Here is a 14,287-nt window from a genome sequence, read left to right on the forward strand (position 1 = left end):
AAGAATCGGTCTCATGGTCCTATTCATTCATTTGTTTTTAATTCATACTTTACGGGTAGGAATAATGCGGTTATAATAAATTTAAATAGAAAAAAGCGTATTAAATGGGAAATTCTTAGGTTAATAAATGTAACGGTTAATCCTTTCTTAACGAAAAAGGATATGGAGCATAAATATTTGGGGTGTATTTCTTATGAAAACTAACGTGGAAAAGAAGAGACAAAAACTTATCAATAAGCTAATTTTTTTTAACGTATATAAGAAAGAGGACAAAACTCTGTACGAATTACCGCTTTCCAGTTTAGAGAATGAATATAAAAGATACAAATTGCAAAACCATCCACATGGGGAGTTCGGTTCTATTCAGTGGATATAGTTTTTCTGTTGGGGAAATTGTCATGGTTATACAAAAAAATTAGTGTCAGTCACAAGCCAGAAATCTGGAAGGTGCCTGGCACTTTTTTATGCATTCTTATTTGGAATTATCTCAACTGAATTTTTTGGAGAAGTCGAATTAATTGTAATAGCAATAAACGATGAACTATCAGGGGGGATACAGCAAAAATAAGAGGAATACCTGGATGATATTGGGGGTAATGGAATGAGTGAGAGATCGGAAAACAGGAACCTACATAAAACATATACACTTATGGGGGCCGACAAGAAATTTTATAAGAGTGAAACTCCATGAACCTATGGCGGTAATAAAAAAACAAAAGTATATGGTCGGATGGATTGTCCTGCTGCATTACGTGGCATCGCTAAGTGGGGGTATGTTAAAGATAGGGTATTTTTTGCGGATGAACAAACTGCAATAGAAGCTGGATTCAGACCTTGCGCCGCATGCCAGCGTGAGAAATATAAAATATGGAAAACGTTGCAGACTAACCATTAAATTGTACCTTTGTGAGGTGGGGGTCTACCCTTTTTTGGGCAGAACATGCTAGATGAATTAAAAAATAAATACGCGGTAACCTATCGGTGACAGGCAATATGTGGAAACTCAACACTACGTAGATGGAAGAAAGGAGAATTTAAAATGGATTTTAAAAAAGAGAGTAATCGTTTTTATAAATATGATTAGACTGGTAAGTTACTGGCTGAGGTCATATATGAACCTGATGGAGAACATCAAGTGCTTTTAACGCATACATTTGTAGATTCCAGCCTAAGGGGACAGGGAGTAGCGGAACAATTGGTGGACTGTGTAGTAGCTGAGATGAAAGCAGAAGGCAAAAAATCGTCCCTATTTGTTCGTTTGCAGTTGCTCTATTTAAAAGAAAACCCGACAAATATAAGGATGTCATTACAAACTAAAAAGGGTGCTTGAGAAGACAAATTGAACAAAATTAATGGGTGCCCGACACTATTTAGCGGGTGTCAAATCCACCAACCAGATAGTTTTACTTGATCTTTTCGGCTGAAAAATTCAATTTCTTCGAAAGTAAGACCATATTCCCCTGGATTTTTTGTCGTCTTTGCCGGGAACGGATGAGTTAGATACAAACCGATCCCTAATGGGGCGAGAAAAAATAAAGCAGGTGCTGCCAAAAAGCGGTTCCACAGGGACTTACCTGATTTACTTGGTTCACCTGATTCCCCATTCTTTTCCTCACTCAATATGAACTCCTCCTTTCCATGGTAAAATGCACCTCTCCTTAAGAAGGAAGGTGCGTTTTACTTTTGTAATAGTATTTATCGGTAAGGCTTAATGCTCTATAGAGCTCTATTTTGAGTTTCAAAGAGACTATCGGCTGTATTTAATTTTTTTCTCATAGGGAAGTAATATAATCCAGCAGGGACAACTAATCCAATAACCCATGCAATATCGGCTCCATTAAATGCTTTTGCCACTGGTCCTACGTAGAATGATGTGTTAATAAAAGGGATTTCTACCAGGATGGAGACAAGAAAAGCGATACAAGTGATCCAATTAATTTTTCCATACTGGCCATTTAGATCAAAAATATCCTTAACATTATAACGACCATGGCGCAGTAAATAATAGTCAACAAGATTAATTGATGTCCATGGAATTAGAAAATAACTGATGAAAAAGATAAAGTTTAAGAAAAATGAAAGGAAATTACTTTGACCTAACAAGCATAAAATCGTCCCGATTACCGTTACACCAAAAATCATTCCAATGCGGACTTTTGCGGTCACTTTCAACTTCATGAATGGTTCAATTGTCGTAATCGTCGACATAAACGCTCCATACAAATTAAAAACATTAATAGCAAGCTGTCCAAAAATAATAATCAAATACATGATAATCGCAAATCCACCGAACAGATGAGCTAAATTACCTCCGGAGTGTTCAAGAAAATTTGGAATGGCAATTGTTAAGGCTGCACCTAATGCCATCATCCAGATTGTACCGATAGCAGTACCAAAGTAACTATACCAAAATGTTTGCGCGGTTGGTGTCGTAACTGGAAGGTAGCGAGAATAATCAGCAACATAGGGAGCATATGCTAATTGCCATGTCGCAACCATACTAACTGCTAATAAAAACACAGGCAGCTGAACTGACCCCATTTCTAAACTTCCTGCAGGAAATGGTAATTGCACAATAATCACGGTTGCCACTAAATAGACAAGTAAAGAGGTCCAAGACAATAACTTCTGCATTTTATGAATTAAGTTATATCCAAAAATTGTAACAATAAAGCACATAATATTGAGGATTAAGATGCTCCATGTTTGATCCATCGATGTTAAACTGCTTAACGTTTGGGCCGCAAGTAATCCACTGCTTGCAAAAAAGCCTAAATAAACAAACATAACGAGAAACAAGGGAAAAATGGCACCAATGATTCCGAATTGCGCCCGGCTCTGAATCATTTGGGGGATTCCAAGTTGAGGACCTTGAGCAGAGTGAGAAGCCATAAAAATTGCCCCAAGGAGTGTCCCCACGATAATTGCGATGAGGCTCCAGAATAAATTAAGGCCTAATGCAATGGGTAATGCCCCTGTTACAAGTGTTGTGATATGCATATTGGCACCAAACCAAATTGGAAATAAATCGCGAGCTTTCCCATGCCTCTCTTCTGCCGGAATGTACTCAATACTGCGAGATTCAACTTTCATTAATACGCCCCCTTTTGAATTATATCTTGCATTCACCATGTACCATGCAAGTTACTTTACAAGAAAACTATAATTGTAAGCGGAATCATATGTCAATATATTCTGATAAATTTTTAAATAAAAAATTTCGAGTAATTTATTGCGCTGTACCACATTCGTATTTACTATTTATAATTTTCTAAACTTTCTGTTGACTCATAAAATTTAATCAACTATAATTCGATTTATAAACCTTGTATGGTACATGGTACGAACGAAAGGGGGAAGATGATCATATCTAGCATCTTGACTTTAGGCATTACGGCTCAAGTTACAAACGCCATTCGCGAAGCAATCGTGACGGCAAAATATGAGCCAGGTCAAAAATTATCGGAAACGGTTTTGTCAGAGTATTTCAAAGTAAGCAGGACACCTATTCGAGAGGCACTAAAACAATTAGAAAGAGAAGGATTAGTCGAAATCATACCAAGGGTAGGGACTTGTGTTTCAAAACCAACGGAAACTGAACTAAATGAGTTATTTACTTTAAAGGAAGTTTTGGAAGGGCTTGCAGCCGGATTGTTTGCGGAAAATGGAAAGGCTGAAGAAATCAAAAAAGTTCAGCAGGCAGTAACTGACATGGAGAGGGCTTTACAAACATCCGATAATAAATTGTATGTAGAAGCAAATAGTGTTTTTCATGAAACGATTCTGGAAGGAGCCGCCAATTCTAAACTAAGCTTTACGTTGAATATGCTCCTTAACCAAATTCCTTATAACCGATATGTTTTTATAACGATTGAAGATCCTATTCGCCGCGAAAAATCACTACATGAACATCAGACAATCTTGTCAGCAATTATAAAGGGTGACAGTGAAGAAGCGGAGAAAGCCATGCGTGACCATGTAAGAGCAAGTGGAAAGCAGCTAAAAATGGATATAGAGAAAAAACTGAGACAATTTAAGGAGGAATAAGTGATATGAAATTCGGAATTTTCGCAAACCTAGCTGGCCCAGGGAGACACGAGGAATACGATCAAGTACTTGATGAAGCACGCGAGCAGGCCGTCTATTGTGATGAAAATGGCTATGATTCTATTTGGTACACAGAGCACCATTTTGGCCATGAAGGGAATGAATTAATCTCTAACCCAATCTTAATGGGCGCAGATATTGCGGCGCGGACAAAAAATATCCGCATCGGGCAGGCAGCCAATGTTATCACGTTCTGGCATCCGCTCAGGCTCGCTGAAGATATCGCCATGCTTGATCAACTAAGCAAAGGCCGGGTAGAAGTCGGGTTAGCCCGCGGGTTATACGGCAGGGAAGCGGCCAACTTAAATACCTTGGCCGATCCGACGAACCAGGAACAAAACCGGGCGGTATTCGAAGAAACGGTAGAAATTTTACGAAAAGGGTGGTCAAACCGCTTCTTTTCCCACGAAGGCGACATTTATCAGTTCCCGCCGAAGGGATTGAAATGGAGCCATCCGATGAGCCCAGCCTCTCCTGACTTCATGGATATGGAAAAAGGCGAGATTAATAAGATCTCGATTATGCCGGGTACTTATCAAAAACCATACCCTCCGCTATGGCAAGTAATTGATTCCCCACGTTCCATCGAGTGGGCAGCGGAAAATGATATTAAAGGTATGTTCTGGATGCCGACCGTGAAAGAATTGAAGGGGCGTTTTGAGCTGTACCGTGAAAAAGCATCGAAGGCGCGCGGCTATGAACTTGAGCTGGGAGACGGCATTGCATTAGTAAGAGATGTATATGTTGCTGAAACAATGGAACAAGCCCGTCAAGATGCGGCAGAGGCTGTATTGAATAACTACCGCTGGATCTGTCATTGGCGAGGCCTTGGCAACCTAATGGATCCGGGCGAACAAGTAAAACCTGGGCAAGAGTTGAACTATGAATTCTTACATCCTCGAAATCTATTATTTGGTACTCCGGACTATGTGGCGGAGAAAATCCAAGAACTAAAAGATGAGCTTAATTTACAAGAATTATTGCTTTGGGTGAACCACAATTCTCTGCCTCATGACAAAATGATGAAGAGTTTGAAACTATTTACGGAAGAAGTTATGCCAAGGTTTACAAATGTGAAAGTGGGGGCAATGTAAATGTTAGAAATTCGTAAAGTATATACAGCGGTAGAAGAGACTCGGATTGAAGGCGGGAAAGAATTAGAGACACCTATTCGCATGATTACAACTATGCTTGTTATGAAAAACCCGTGGGCAGGCAGAGGATATGTGGAGGATTTAATGCCGGAAATCAATGAATATGCACCGCAAATTGGTGAGGTATTAGTCAATGAATTATTTAAACATATCGGATCACCTGATGATGTGGAAGCATTCGGAAAGGCTGCTGTTGTCGGCGTCGATGGCGAGGTTGAACATGCTTCTGCGTTTATCCATACATTAAAGTTCGGTAATAAATTCAGGGATGCGGTTCAAGGAAAAAGCATCTTAAGCTTTACGAATAAGCGCGGCGGTGCCGGAACAGCGGTCGTGATTCCCATGGTTCATAAGAACGACGAATCACAGCGCTCCCACTTTCTTACATTCGAAGCATCGATTCCAGATGCACCGAGGGCAGATGAAATTGTAGTAGCGATCGGTGCAGCGACAGGCGGTCGTCCGCATCCACGAACAGGAAATCGTCATCAAGATATGGTAGAGATGGGGCTTGTTTAATGTCACTCGCAACGTATGATCAAGGAACCAATTATTATGAAGAAACAGGAAATGGGGAGCCATTAATTCTGATTCATGGTGTGGGCTTGGATCATCACATGTGGGAAAAACAAGTGAAAGGACTATCAAAACAGTATCGGGTTATTTGCTACGATATGCTCGGGCACGGGGGGTCTGACCATCCCCCTGGTCCTTATTCGCTTTCCAACTATGTCGCGCAATTAGCTGGGCTGCTGCAGCATTTACAAATCGACACATGCCATCTCGTCGGATTTTCGATGGGCGGAATGGTGGCGCAGGCCTTTGCACTTGAATTTCCTAAAAAGATCAAAACCCTTACCATTCTGAATGCGGTTGCCAATCGAACAGCAGAGCAGAGAAATGCGATTCTGTTGCGAGTGGAAGAGGTCAAACAATCAGGGGCTGTGTCTACAATTGAACCAGCCATCCAGCGTTGGTTTAATCCTGACTTCCTTGCAACCAATGAATCATTCGTCAATGGAATACGTCAACGGCTTCAAACGAACAACCCTCACTCCTATTTGGCTGCCTATACGCTTTTTGCTACAGCCGACCAGGAGTTGTGGCCAAAACTCTCAACTATTAAACTACCAACATTGATTATCACAGGGGAACAAGATGTTGGCTCAACTCCGGAAATGTCACAATGCATGCATCAGCAAATCGAACAATCAGAACTACTAATTTTTCCAAACATGAGACACATGTTACCGGCTGAGGACGCTAATTCTTTAAACCAAGCAATTGATCGGTTTATTAAAAAGAATGCAGTGCCGGCGGTGAGGTAAAGGGGAGTACGAGCATGTCAGAAATGAAAAAATACAAGATGTATATAAATGGGGAATGGATTGAATCAACAGACGGCGAATATTTTCCGAGCTATAACCCAGCGACAGGCGAGCCTTGGTGCTATGTCGCAAAAGGAACGGCGGAAGATGTGGACCGTGCCGTTCAAGCAGCTCATCACGCCTTTTTGCATTCCAGCTGGGCAAACATGACGTTCACCGAAAGAGGGCGCCTTGTCAGACGATTAGGCGAGTTAATTTCAGCGCGCGTTGATGAACTGGCGAATTTCGAAACACTTGATAACGGAAAATTGATCCGTGAAATGAGAGGCCAGCTCTCTTATCTGCCGGAATTCTTCTATTATTATGCGGGCCTAGCGGATAAAATTCACGGGAAGACATTGCCGATTGATAAAATGGATATGTTTGTCTTTACATCGAGAGAGCCACTTGGGGTGGTGGCAGCCATCACACCATGGAATTCTCCGTTATATTTAACGACATTGAAGCTGGCGCCGGCGCTTGTGGCAGGTAACACAATCGTTATCAAACCATCCGAAGTTACCTCGGCGTCGTTGCTTGAATTGATGAAGCTTGTAGATGAAGCAGGATTTCCGCCGGGCGTCATCAATGTTGTAACTGGCTTTGGGATGCCAGTCGGTGACAGTTTAACGAAGCATCCACTTGTTAGACGTATTGCCTTTACTGGCGGACCGGATTCAGCCCGTCATGTGGTGCGGAATTCTGGGGAAAATTTTGCCCAGGTGTCATTGGAACTTGGCGGAAAATCACCGAACATCGTCTTTGAAGATGCGAATCCCGATAATGCGGCAATGGGCATCATCGCCGGTATCTTTGGTGCATCAGGTCAAAGCTGTGTCGCAGGTTCGCGGGCATTTTTACACGTGGATATCTATGACAAGGTCATGCAAAAACTGGTCGACCGTGTCTCGCAAATTAAAATTGGCGATCCGTTGAAAAATGATACGGAGATGGGCCCACTCGCTACCCAGGCGCAATTAGAACGGGTAAAACAATACGTCGCTCTCGGGCATGAAGAGGGCGGAAAGGCTGTTTTCGGCGGTAAAGTTCCAGAACATTTAGAAAAGGGCTGGTACTTTGAACCGACTATTTTTGAACATACCGACCATTCAGCGCGAATCACGAAGGAAGAAATCTTTGGACCGGTGTTAAGTGTCATTCCATTTAAAGACGAAAAAGAAGTCATTCAACTTGCCAATAGTACCAACTATGGATTGGCAGCGGGCATTTGGGTAAGTGATGTCGCGAAAGCGCACCGCGTCGCAAAGGCCGTCAATGCCGGCATCGTTTGGGTCAACACCTATCGCAGCATCTCACCAATCGCGCCAATCGGCGGTTCGGGCTTGAGCGGCTACGGCCGAGAAGGCGGATACGAAGCAATCCATGAATATACACAAAGTAAAGTTGTATGGGTGAATACATCATCGGAGCCAATTCCGGATCCGTTTATTATGAGATAAACAGGGGAGGCGCTATCCGCTGATTACCAAACAGGAGGGGATAAAAAATGAAATTATTAGCGATTTCCGGTACAATTACCGGTTCGAAAACAAAAGTAGTGGTCCAAAAAGTGGCCGACGAGGTCAAGAAGAACCATCCAGAAATCGAAGTCGAAGTACTAGATTTAAAGGAATATGATCTTCAATTCTGCGATGGACGCGATCCTTCCACCTATACAGGGGACACGAAAAAAGTCATCGACATCGTTTCATCGGCTGATTTTTACATTATCGGCACGCCTATTTTTCAAGGGTCGATTACAGGCGCTTTGAAAAACTTATTTGATTTAATCCCTCCTAAGGAATTTAGAAATAAAGTGATGGGCTTTGTTGCAACAGGAGGCACCTATCAACATTACTTGGTCATTGAAAACCAGCTGAAACCAATCGCAAGCTATTTCCGTGCCTTTGTAGCACCAGCATCTGTGTATGCGACGAATGACCATTTCAATGCAAAAAATGAGATTGCCGATGCTGATGTGTTAAGCCGCATCTCCCAGTTGAGCCATGAGGTTGTTCATATGCAAAAAGGTCTGAAACAAGAACTCCAAGTTCATCTTTAAATATAACTTTTTTTAGATTCGCCCATAGAATGGCGAAAAACGCCCATTGAGTGGTGAGATTCGCCCATTGAATGGCGAAAATCGCTCATTGACGGGTTATGCCGATAAATAAATCAGAAAATGTAAGAATTGAAGTGAACATTTACATCAAAAGTGAGTTTGCCTTTGATTTATAACAACATTAGGTACAAAAATAGCAATAAATTAAGAAGTATTAGGTGGTGCTCGATATGCACAATTTTTCAATAGTAGAAAAAAGTGATTCCATACCGAAAACAAGGATCAGCGGAAAAGTCATCCATGGAAATCAAATTGGACGCACCATTGGTTTCCCCACGGCGAACCTGCTCTTGCATGAGGAAGTTTTTTTACCAAAGGGGGTTTACGGCGTCCATGTGACCTATCAAAACCAGCTCTATTACGGCTTAATGAATGTAGGCGTCAGACCGACTGTCAATAAAGAAGAAATAATCATTCATTATGAAGTTCATATCTTTGACTTTGATCAGATGATTTACGATGAGGAATTGGACGTAGAGGTATGTCATTTTGTCAGAGAAGAACAGCTGTTTAGTTCCATGAAGCATCTTGTTTTACAAATCAGGAAGGATGTAGAGACCGTCCAGCGCGTGTTTCACCTCGAGCAGCCTGCCATTTTAAAAAGAGAGTTTAAGCCAAGTTCCGAAGAGTATATCCATTTAACGGACCTGGCATTTATTCAGCTGTGTGAAGGCAAGCACGGCATTAATCGCGGCGTCTATAACACGATTGATAATTGGATTTATAACCAGGGAATTAAAAACATATTAGAACGCAGAAGACTGTTATTAGCCTTTCTAGAGTCAATAAGGGATCACGAGAATTCCCGGAAAAAATTCGGGCCAGGCGGCCTAAGACCAAAGCTGGAGGAATTTTTTTTCGGAAAAGTTGAGGAAAAGACGGCCTCTAACCTTTAGTTAAAGACGGAAGGATTTGTATACGGATGTCATATGTCGAAAAAATTACAAAAAAGAATTTGCTCATTAATGGCGAGTGGATAGAAGCAAAGGCGTATAAGCCATTATACTCTCCTTATTCTGGTGAAGTCCTTGCCGAAATTCCTGATGCAACGGAACAAGAGACGGCCTTGGCCATTGAAGCGGCTGATCGTGCCAAAGGGGTAATGGCCAAATTACCTGCCTATAAACGGGCAGAAATTCTCGAGAATTTGGTGCAATTATTGAAGGAACGGGCAGACGAAGCAGCAGAAATTATTGCTTTAGAGGCGTCTAAACCGATTACAGCGGCAAAGGGCGAAGTGGCGAGAACAATTGAAACGTATAAATTTGCCGCAGAAGAGGCGAAACGAATCCACGGAGAAACCTTGCCTTTAGATGCCGCAAGCGGTGGAGTCAATCGACTGGCCTATACCGTACGCGAACCGCTTGGCGTGATTGGGGCGATTACCCCATTCAATTTTCCGATGAATCTAGTGGCACATAAAGTCGGCCCGGCGATTGCCAGTGGAAATACGATTGTTTTAAAACCAGCATCGCAAACCCCATTATCCGCCTTCTTTATTGCTGAACTCCTTCAAGAAGCGGGATTGCCGACCGGTGCGCTCAATGTCGTTACAGGCAGTGGCCGTGTGGTGGGAGAAAAGATCGTGAATGACGACAGAGTCAGCATGATTACATTTACCGGAAGTCCGGCGGTAGGGATTGCCATCCGCAACAAAGCGGGACTAAAGCGGGCAACATTGGAATTGGGATCAAACGCGGCGGTTATTATTGATCAGGGTGTGGACCTTGATAAGATTATCCTGCGCTGTGTAGAAGGTGCATTCTCCTTCCAAGGTCAGGTGTGCATTTCCTTACAACGGGTTTACATTCACGAGTCCTTATATGAAGAATTTATTGAAAAATTTGTTCCAGCAGTGCAGAAGTTAAAAAGTGGCGATCCGCTTGATCCTGAAACGAATGTATCTGCCTTAATTACGCCTGGTGATGTCGAACGGTCGTTAAAGTGGATTCATGAAGCTGCCAGCTCCGGGGCTACGATTGCAACAGGCGGCAAAGCCGAAGGGAATATTCTTCTGCCAACCGTCCTTGTTGATGCGGCTGCGGATATGAAAGTATCGTGCCAAGAGGTGTTTGCTCCAATTGTGATAGTCGATAAAGTAACTTCTGTTGAAGAAGCTATCCAAAAGGTAAATGATTCACGTTACGGTCTGCAAGCAGGAATCTATACAAATGATATTCATACCGCATTGAACGCCATCGATGCCCTGCATGTTGGAGGTGTCATGGTCAATGATATTCCGACGTTCCGCGTGGACAATATGCCGTATGGCGGTGTAAAAGAAAGCGGCAATGGCCGCGAAGGCATCAAATACGCTGTTGAAGAAATGACCGAATTAAAACTCGTCGTTTGGAATCGGAATTAGGTGATAGCTGATGGCCTATTTCGCAGCAATTCTACACATGATTGATACTGAAAAAAATAAAGAAGTACTTCCCCGTCATATTCAGTATTTAGATGAACTGGATGCGCAAGGGAAAATTTTTGCTAGAGGTCCTTTTTTAGACGAATCTGGCGGGCTTGTGGTATATGTGGCTGATTCATTTGAAGAGGCTCACGCCTTAGCTGTTAAAGACCCTCATGTAGTCGAAGGATCCCGGAATTTAGAACTAAGGGAATGGAAGATTCTTGTAAAAAGTTAGCGGGTTCTAAACCACTATCTTAACTTGCATGGTACATGGTAGTGGTTCGGATTTTTCAAAAGGAGTGAAGAGAATGGATTTGAAACAAACAGCCCTCTTGTTGATTGATCTCCAAAAGGAAAGTGGTACATCGGATGTTGTGGGGATGCGTGAAGTGGTTCAAAACGCCGAGCTTCTCATCCGCACCTGCCGTGAAAAGGGAATCCCGATTATTTATACGCGCCATATTGGCAGGGCAGATGGAATCGGACTAGCAAATAAAGAACCGGTAAATGAACTGGGTGCACCGATCTATTATCAAGCCGAAACGGAAAACGTTGAAATTATCGCCGAACTAAGACCGGGGAAAACCGACATCGTGGTGGATAAATATCGCTACAGCGGTTTTTACGAATCCAGCCTTGATTTAATGCTGAAAAGTTTAAATGTGAAACATTTAATTGTTGGCGGCGTTCTGACTGATTGCTGTGTATTAGCCACCGTTTTAGATGCATATTATCGCGATTATCAAGTGAATCTTGTCAAAGATATGTGTGGAACCACAACAGAAGGTGCTCACATGGCTTCTATATTAATGATGGCTAACTGGATATATGATCTGAAAGTTTATGACGCCAAGCAAATGACAAAGAGAATAAACGGTGAAGACTATCACGTTTGGGAATCTTCTGGGCCGGACGAACTGCAATTCTCACCAGAAGATGTGCGTGGGATTTTCGCCAAGCTATCACATAAAGTAGGAATCTAGATTTTTTGCTAAAAAAATCAAATGGGGGAATGTATGTGAAGGTTGAAACGCGGAGTATAGAATATGTTCCAGAGAATGAAAGACACGGGAAGGCGAGAGATTTATTTCCAATCTGGTTTGGGGCGAATATGAATATTACAACCCTTGTGTCTGGGGCATTGCCAATTATGTTGGGACTTAACCTCTTCTGGAGTATCGTTGCGATTATTATCGGCGCCCTTATTGGTGCTATTTTCATGGCATCCCATTCTGTGCAGGGACCAAGGCTAGGAATCCCGCAAATGATTCAGAGCAGGGCGCAATTTGGGGTCATTGGGGCGATTATTCCTTTATTTCTCGTCATGTTTATCTACCTTGGCTTTTTTGCAAGCAATACTTTGCTGGCTGCCCAAACGATTGGCGATATTCTTCCGATTGGCCAAACGTGGAACATTATCTTTATTGGGGCGATCTGTTTTGTTGTCGCTTTATATGGATACGACTTAATCCATAAAGTACAAAAGTGGTTCTCAGCGGCTTCATTGGTGCTATTTTTAATCATGACGGTTATCGTATTTCTATTACCGGTACCTGCCGAGCAATGGGTGTCTTCTGAATTTAACTTATCGGCCTTTCTGCTCTCCGTCAGTATCGCTGTAACGTGGCAATTATCGTATGCCCCCTATGTGGCCGACTATTCCCGCTATCTACCTACCAATACACCACCAAAACAAACCTTTTGGTATAGCTATTCGGGCACAGTGATTGGCGCGGTTTGGATGATGGCTTTAGGAGCTGTCTTAACTATTGCAATCCCCAATTTCGCTGACAATACCGGCGGAAATTTAGCCGGTCTATTTGGAAGCTTTGCTATTATCATGTTTGTCTTGATTATCTTTGGCCAGTTGGCAATCAACGTGTTTAACCTGTACGGCGCATTTATGTCTTCCATTACAACTATTGAACCGTTTTTTAAATTCAGAGTTACGCCAAAGGTTCGCTTTGCCTTTCTGCTTGTGATCACAATAGTTGCCACAGGGTTATGTATACTTGGGCAAGGGAATTTCTTAGACTTTTTCTTAAACTTTATATTCTTTATGAGCTATTTCTTAATCCCATGGACATCTATTAACCTAGTGGATTATTATGTCTTGCGTTCAGGCGAATACAGTGTCAAAGACATCTTTGACCTTAACGGCAAATATGGTAAGGTCAACTGGATCGCATCGTTTGCATTTGTTGCATCCATCGTTGTTGAAATCCCATTTGTAAACGCTTCATTTTATGTGGGCCCAATTGCCAATCTGCTTGATGGGGCAGACTTAGCCTGGGCTGTAGGGCTTTTCTTACCGGCTGCTCTTTATTACTTCCCCATGAAGCGTAAGTTGAGTCGTTCCGATGCACCTTTGGAAGCAAATGTATTAGGGGGAATGAACGAAGTGGAAGAAGTTTAAAAAGAAAAAGTGCCAGGCACCAACCAGTAATGATGTGATCCCCCAAAAGTTAGAGTTTTATATATTAAGCAGCTAATTGGCTGGTATGGATACGGTATTGAACCGGACTCATGCCTGCCAATTTTTTCTTTATACGGTTGTTATCATAATAATCGATATATTCTTCAATTCTCTTTTTTAATTCCTCAAACGAGCGCAATGCTTCCCCATAGTACATTTCCTGTTTCATTAACCCGAAAAAGTTCTCCATGGGGGAATTATCTAAACAGTTTCCTTTTCGCGACATACTCTGGAACACTTTGTTTTCCTTGAGTGTTTTTACCCATTTATTATGTTGATAATGCCACCCTTGATCAGAATGTATAGTAGTTCTGAACTTCGATTCTTTTACAATATCTAGGGCTTCCCCAAGAGGTTTGAGCGCTAATTCTAAAGTTGGACGCATACTTATCCCATACGAAAGAATTTCGCCATTGAACATATCCATAATTGGATTTAGATACAGTTTTACACTGTCTAAACACTTGAATTCTGTAATATCTGTGCTTAATTTCTGATGACACACAGTTGTGTGAAAACGACGATTAATACGGTTTTTGGTAACCGTTCCGATAGTACCTTTGTAAGAACTGTACTTGCGTGATTTTCTTTTGAACTTATCACCCTTGAGTCCAAGTTTATTCATGATCCGTTGAACCTTCTTATGATTGACTT

16 protein-coding genes and 1 pseudogene are annotated in these 14,287 nt (G+C 42.1%); 14 read left to right on the forward strand and 3 right to left on the reverse strand.

The features are described 5' to 3' along the window. Positions 1–193 precede the first annotated feature (193 nt). The 3 genes and pseudogenes from AA980_RS05260 to AA980_RS05270 all read left to right on the forward strand — a co-directional run bounded on the left by AA980_RS05260 (position 194) and on the right by AA980_RS05270 (position 1,330). Positions 194–376 (forward strand): Fur-regulated basic protein FbpA, encoded by a 183-nt coding sequence (locus AA980_RS05260; protein ID WP_024030893.1) that lies wholly within the window; start codon positions 194–196, stop codon positions 374–376. 333 nt (positions 377–709) lie between these two features. Continuing rightward, a pseudogene (locus tag AA980_RS05265) lies at positions 710–895 on the forward strand (Ada metal-binding domain-containing protein); the annotation flags it as partial. A 201-nt stretch (positions 896–1,096) separates the two neighbouring features. Continuing rightward, positions 1,097–1,330, forward strand: a complete 234-nt coding sequence (locus tag AA980_RS05270) for a GNAT family N-acetyltransferase (protein WP_201779382.1) — start codon at positions 1,097–1,099, stop codon at positions 1,328–1,330. A gap of 50 nt (positions 1,331–1,380) precedes the next feature. On the opposite strand, the gene AA980_RS05275 is transcribed toward AA980_RS05270, so the two are convergent. Both AA980_RS05275 and AA980_RS05280 read right to left on the reverse strand, forming a co-directional pair. Then, positions 1,381–1,620: a hypothetical protein gene (locus tag AA980_RS05275; protein WP_024030890.1), complete on the reverse strand. Its 240-nt coding sequence runs from the start codon at positions 1,618–1,620 to the stop codon at positions 1,381–1,383. A gap of 96 nt (positions 1,621–1,716) precedes the next feature. Beyond that, entirely contained in the window at positions 1,717–3,093 is a 1,377-nt protein-coding gene (locus tag AA980_RS05280) for a purine-cytosine permease family protein (protein WP_024030889.1), read from the reverse strand. Positions 3,094–3,360: 267 nt separating this feature from the next. Here AA980_RS05280 and AA980_RS05285 point away from each other — a divergent pair, with 267 nt between their 5' ends. The 11 genes from AA980_RS05285 to AA980_RS05335 all read left to right on the forward strand — a co-directional run bounded on the left by AA980_RS05285 (position 3,361) and on the right by AA980_RS05335 (position 13,573). After that, positions 3,361–4,047, forward strand: coding sequence for a GntR family transcriptional regulator (locus AA980_RS05285; protein ID WP_024030888.1), 687 nt, complete (start codon positions 3,361–3,363; stop codon positions 4,045–4,047). A gap of 5 nt (positions 4,048–4,052) precedes the next feature. Further along, positions 4,053–5,201, forward strand: a complete 1,149-nt coding sequence (locus tag AA980_RS05290; RefSeq protein ID WP_024030887.1) for an LLM class flavin-dependent oxidoreductase — start codon at positions 4,053–4,055, stop codon at positions 5,199–5,201. Beyond that, on the forward strand, positions 5,202–5,780 hold the full coding sequence (locus tag AA980_RS05295; RefSeq protein ID WP_024030886.1) for an amino acid synthesis family protein: 579 nt from the start codon (positions 5,202–5,204) through the stop codon (positions 5,778–5,780). It abuts the gene before it with no gap. After that, positions 5,780–6,589: an alpha/beta fold hydrolase gene (locus AA980_RS05300; protein ID WP_024030885.1), complete on the forward strand. Its 810-nt coding sequence runs from the start codon at positions 5,780–5,782 to the stop codon at positions 6,587–6,589. Before AA980_RS05295 ends, AA980_RS05300 begins: the two co-directional genes overlap by 1 nt. Positions 6,590–6,603: 14 nt before the next feature. After that, complete coding sequence (locus AA980_RS05305) at positions 6,604–8,088, forward strand: aldehyde dehydrogenase (protein ID WP_024030884.1); 1,485 nt, start codon at positions 6,604–6,606, stop codon at positions 8,086–8,088. 47 nt (positions 8,089–8,135) lie between these two features. After that, positions 8,136–8,690 carry an NADPH-dependent FMN reductase gene (locus tag AA980_RS05310; RefSeq protein ID WP_024030883.1) on the forward strand — a complete coding sequence of 185 codons (555 nt, stop codon included), beginning with the start codon at positions 8,136–8,138 and terminating at the stop codon, positions 8,688–8,690. A gap of 230 nt (positions 8,691–8,920) precedes the next feature. Further along, entirely contained in the window at positions 8,921–9,646 is a 726-nt protein-coding gene (locus tag AA980_RS25665) for a riboflavin kinase (protein WP_024030882.1), read from the forward strand. A 26-nt stretch (positions 9,647–9,672) separates the two neighbouring features. Beyond that, on the forward strand, positions 9,673–11,115 hold the full coding sequence (locus AA980_RS05320) for an aldehyde dehydrogenase family protein (protein WP_024030881.1): 1,443 nt from the start codon (positions 9,673–9,675) through the stop codon (positions 11,113–11,115). Positions 11,116–11,125: 10 nt separating this feature from the next. After that, positions 11,126–11,392, forward strand: coding sequence for a YciI family protein (locus AA980_RS05325; protein WP_024030880.1), 267 nt, complete (start codon positions 11,126–11,128; stop codon positions 11,390–11,392). Between the two features lie 73 nt (positions 11,393–11,465). After that, positions 11,466–12,140, forward strand: coding sequence for a cysteine hydrolase family protein (locus AA980_RS05330; RefSeq protein WP_024030879.1), 675 nt, complete (start codon positions 11,466–11,468; stop codon positions 12,138–12,140). 35 nt (positions 12,141–12,175) lie between these two features. Next, positions 12,176–13,573, forward strand: a complete 1,398-nt coding sequence (locus tag AA980_RS05335; protein ID WP_047771283.1) for a purine-cytosine permease family protein — start codon at positions 12,176–12,178, stop codon at positions 13,571–13,573. A gap of 64 nt (positions 13,574–13,637) precedes the next feature. On the opposite strand, the gene AA980_RS05340 is transcribed toward AA980_RS05335, so the two are convergent. After that, the coding region (locus AA980_RS05340) for an IS3 family transposase (protein ID WP_047771362.1) at positions 13,638–14,287 on the reverse strand (650 nt) is incomplete at its 5' end.

It is taken from the genome of Neobacillus vireti (genome assembly GCF_001026695.1).
Lineage (GTDB): Bacteria > Bacillota > Bacilli > Bacillales > Cytobacillaceae > Neobacillus > Neobacillus vireti.

Coding starts and splice junctions, on each gene's coding strand:
- AA980_RS05260 (WP_024030893.1), top strand. CDS start 194: ATGAAAACTAACGTGGAAAAGAAGAGACAAAAACTTATCAATAAGCTA.
- AA980_RS05280 (WP_024030889.1), bottom strand. CDS start 3,093: ATGAAAGTTGAATCTCGCAGTATTGAGTACATTCCGGCAGAAGAGAGG.
- AA980_RS05285 (WP_024030888.1), top strand. CDS start 3,361: ATGATCATATCTAGCATCTTGACTTTAGGCATTACGGCTCAAGTTACA.
- AA980_RS05290 (WP_024030887.1), top strand. CDS start 4,053: ATGAAATTCGGAATTTTCGCAAACCTAGCTGGCCCAGGGAGACACGAG.
- AA980_RS05295 (WP_024030886.1), top strand. CDS start 5,202: ATGTTAGAAATTCGTAAAGTATATACAGCGGTAGAAGAGACTCGGATT.
- AA980_RS05300 (WP_024030885.1), top strand. CDS start 5,780: ATGTCACTCGCAACGTATGATCAAGGAACCAATTATTATGAAGAAACA.
- AA980_RS05305 (WP_024030884.1), top strand. CDS start 6,604: ATGTCAGAAATGAAAAAATACAAGATGTATATAAATGGGGAATGGATT.
- AA980_RS05310 (WP_024030883.1), top strand. CDS start 8,136: ATGAAATTATTAGCGATTTCCGGTACAATTACCGGTTCGAAAACAAAA.
- AA980_RS25665 (WP_024030882.1), top strand. CDS start 8,921: ATGCACAATTTTTCAATAGTAGAAAAAAGTGATTCCATACCGAAAACA.
- AA980_RS05320 (WP_024030881.1), top strand. CDS start 9,673: ATGTCATATGTCGAAAAAATTACAAAAAAGAATTTGCTCATTAATGGC.
- AA980_RS05325 (WP_024030880.1), top strand. CDS start 11,126: ATGGCCTATTTCGCAGCAATTCTACACATGATTGATACTGAAAAAAAT.
- AA980_RS05330 (WP_024030879.1), top strand. CDS start 11,466: ATGGATTTGAAACAAACAGCCCTCTTGTTGATTGATCTCCAAAAGGAA.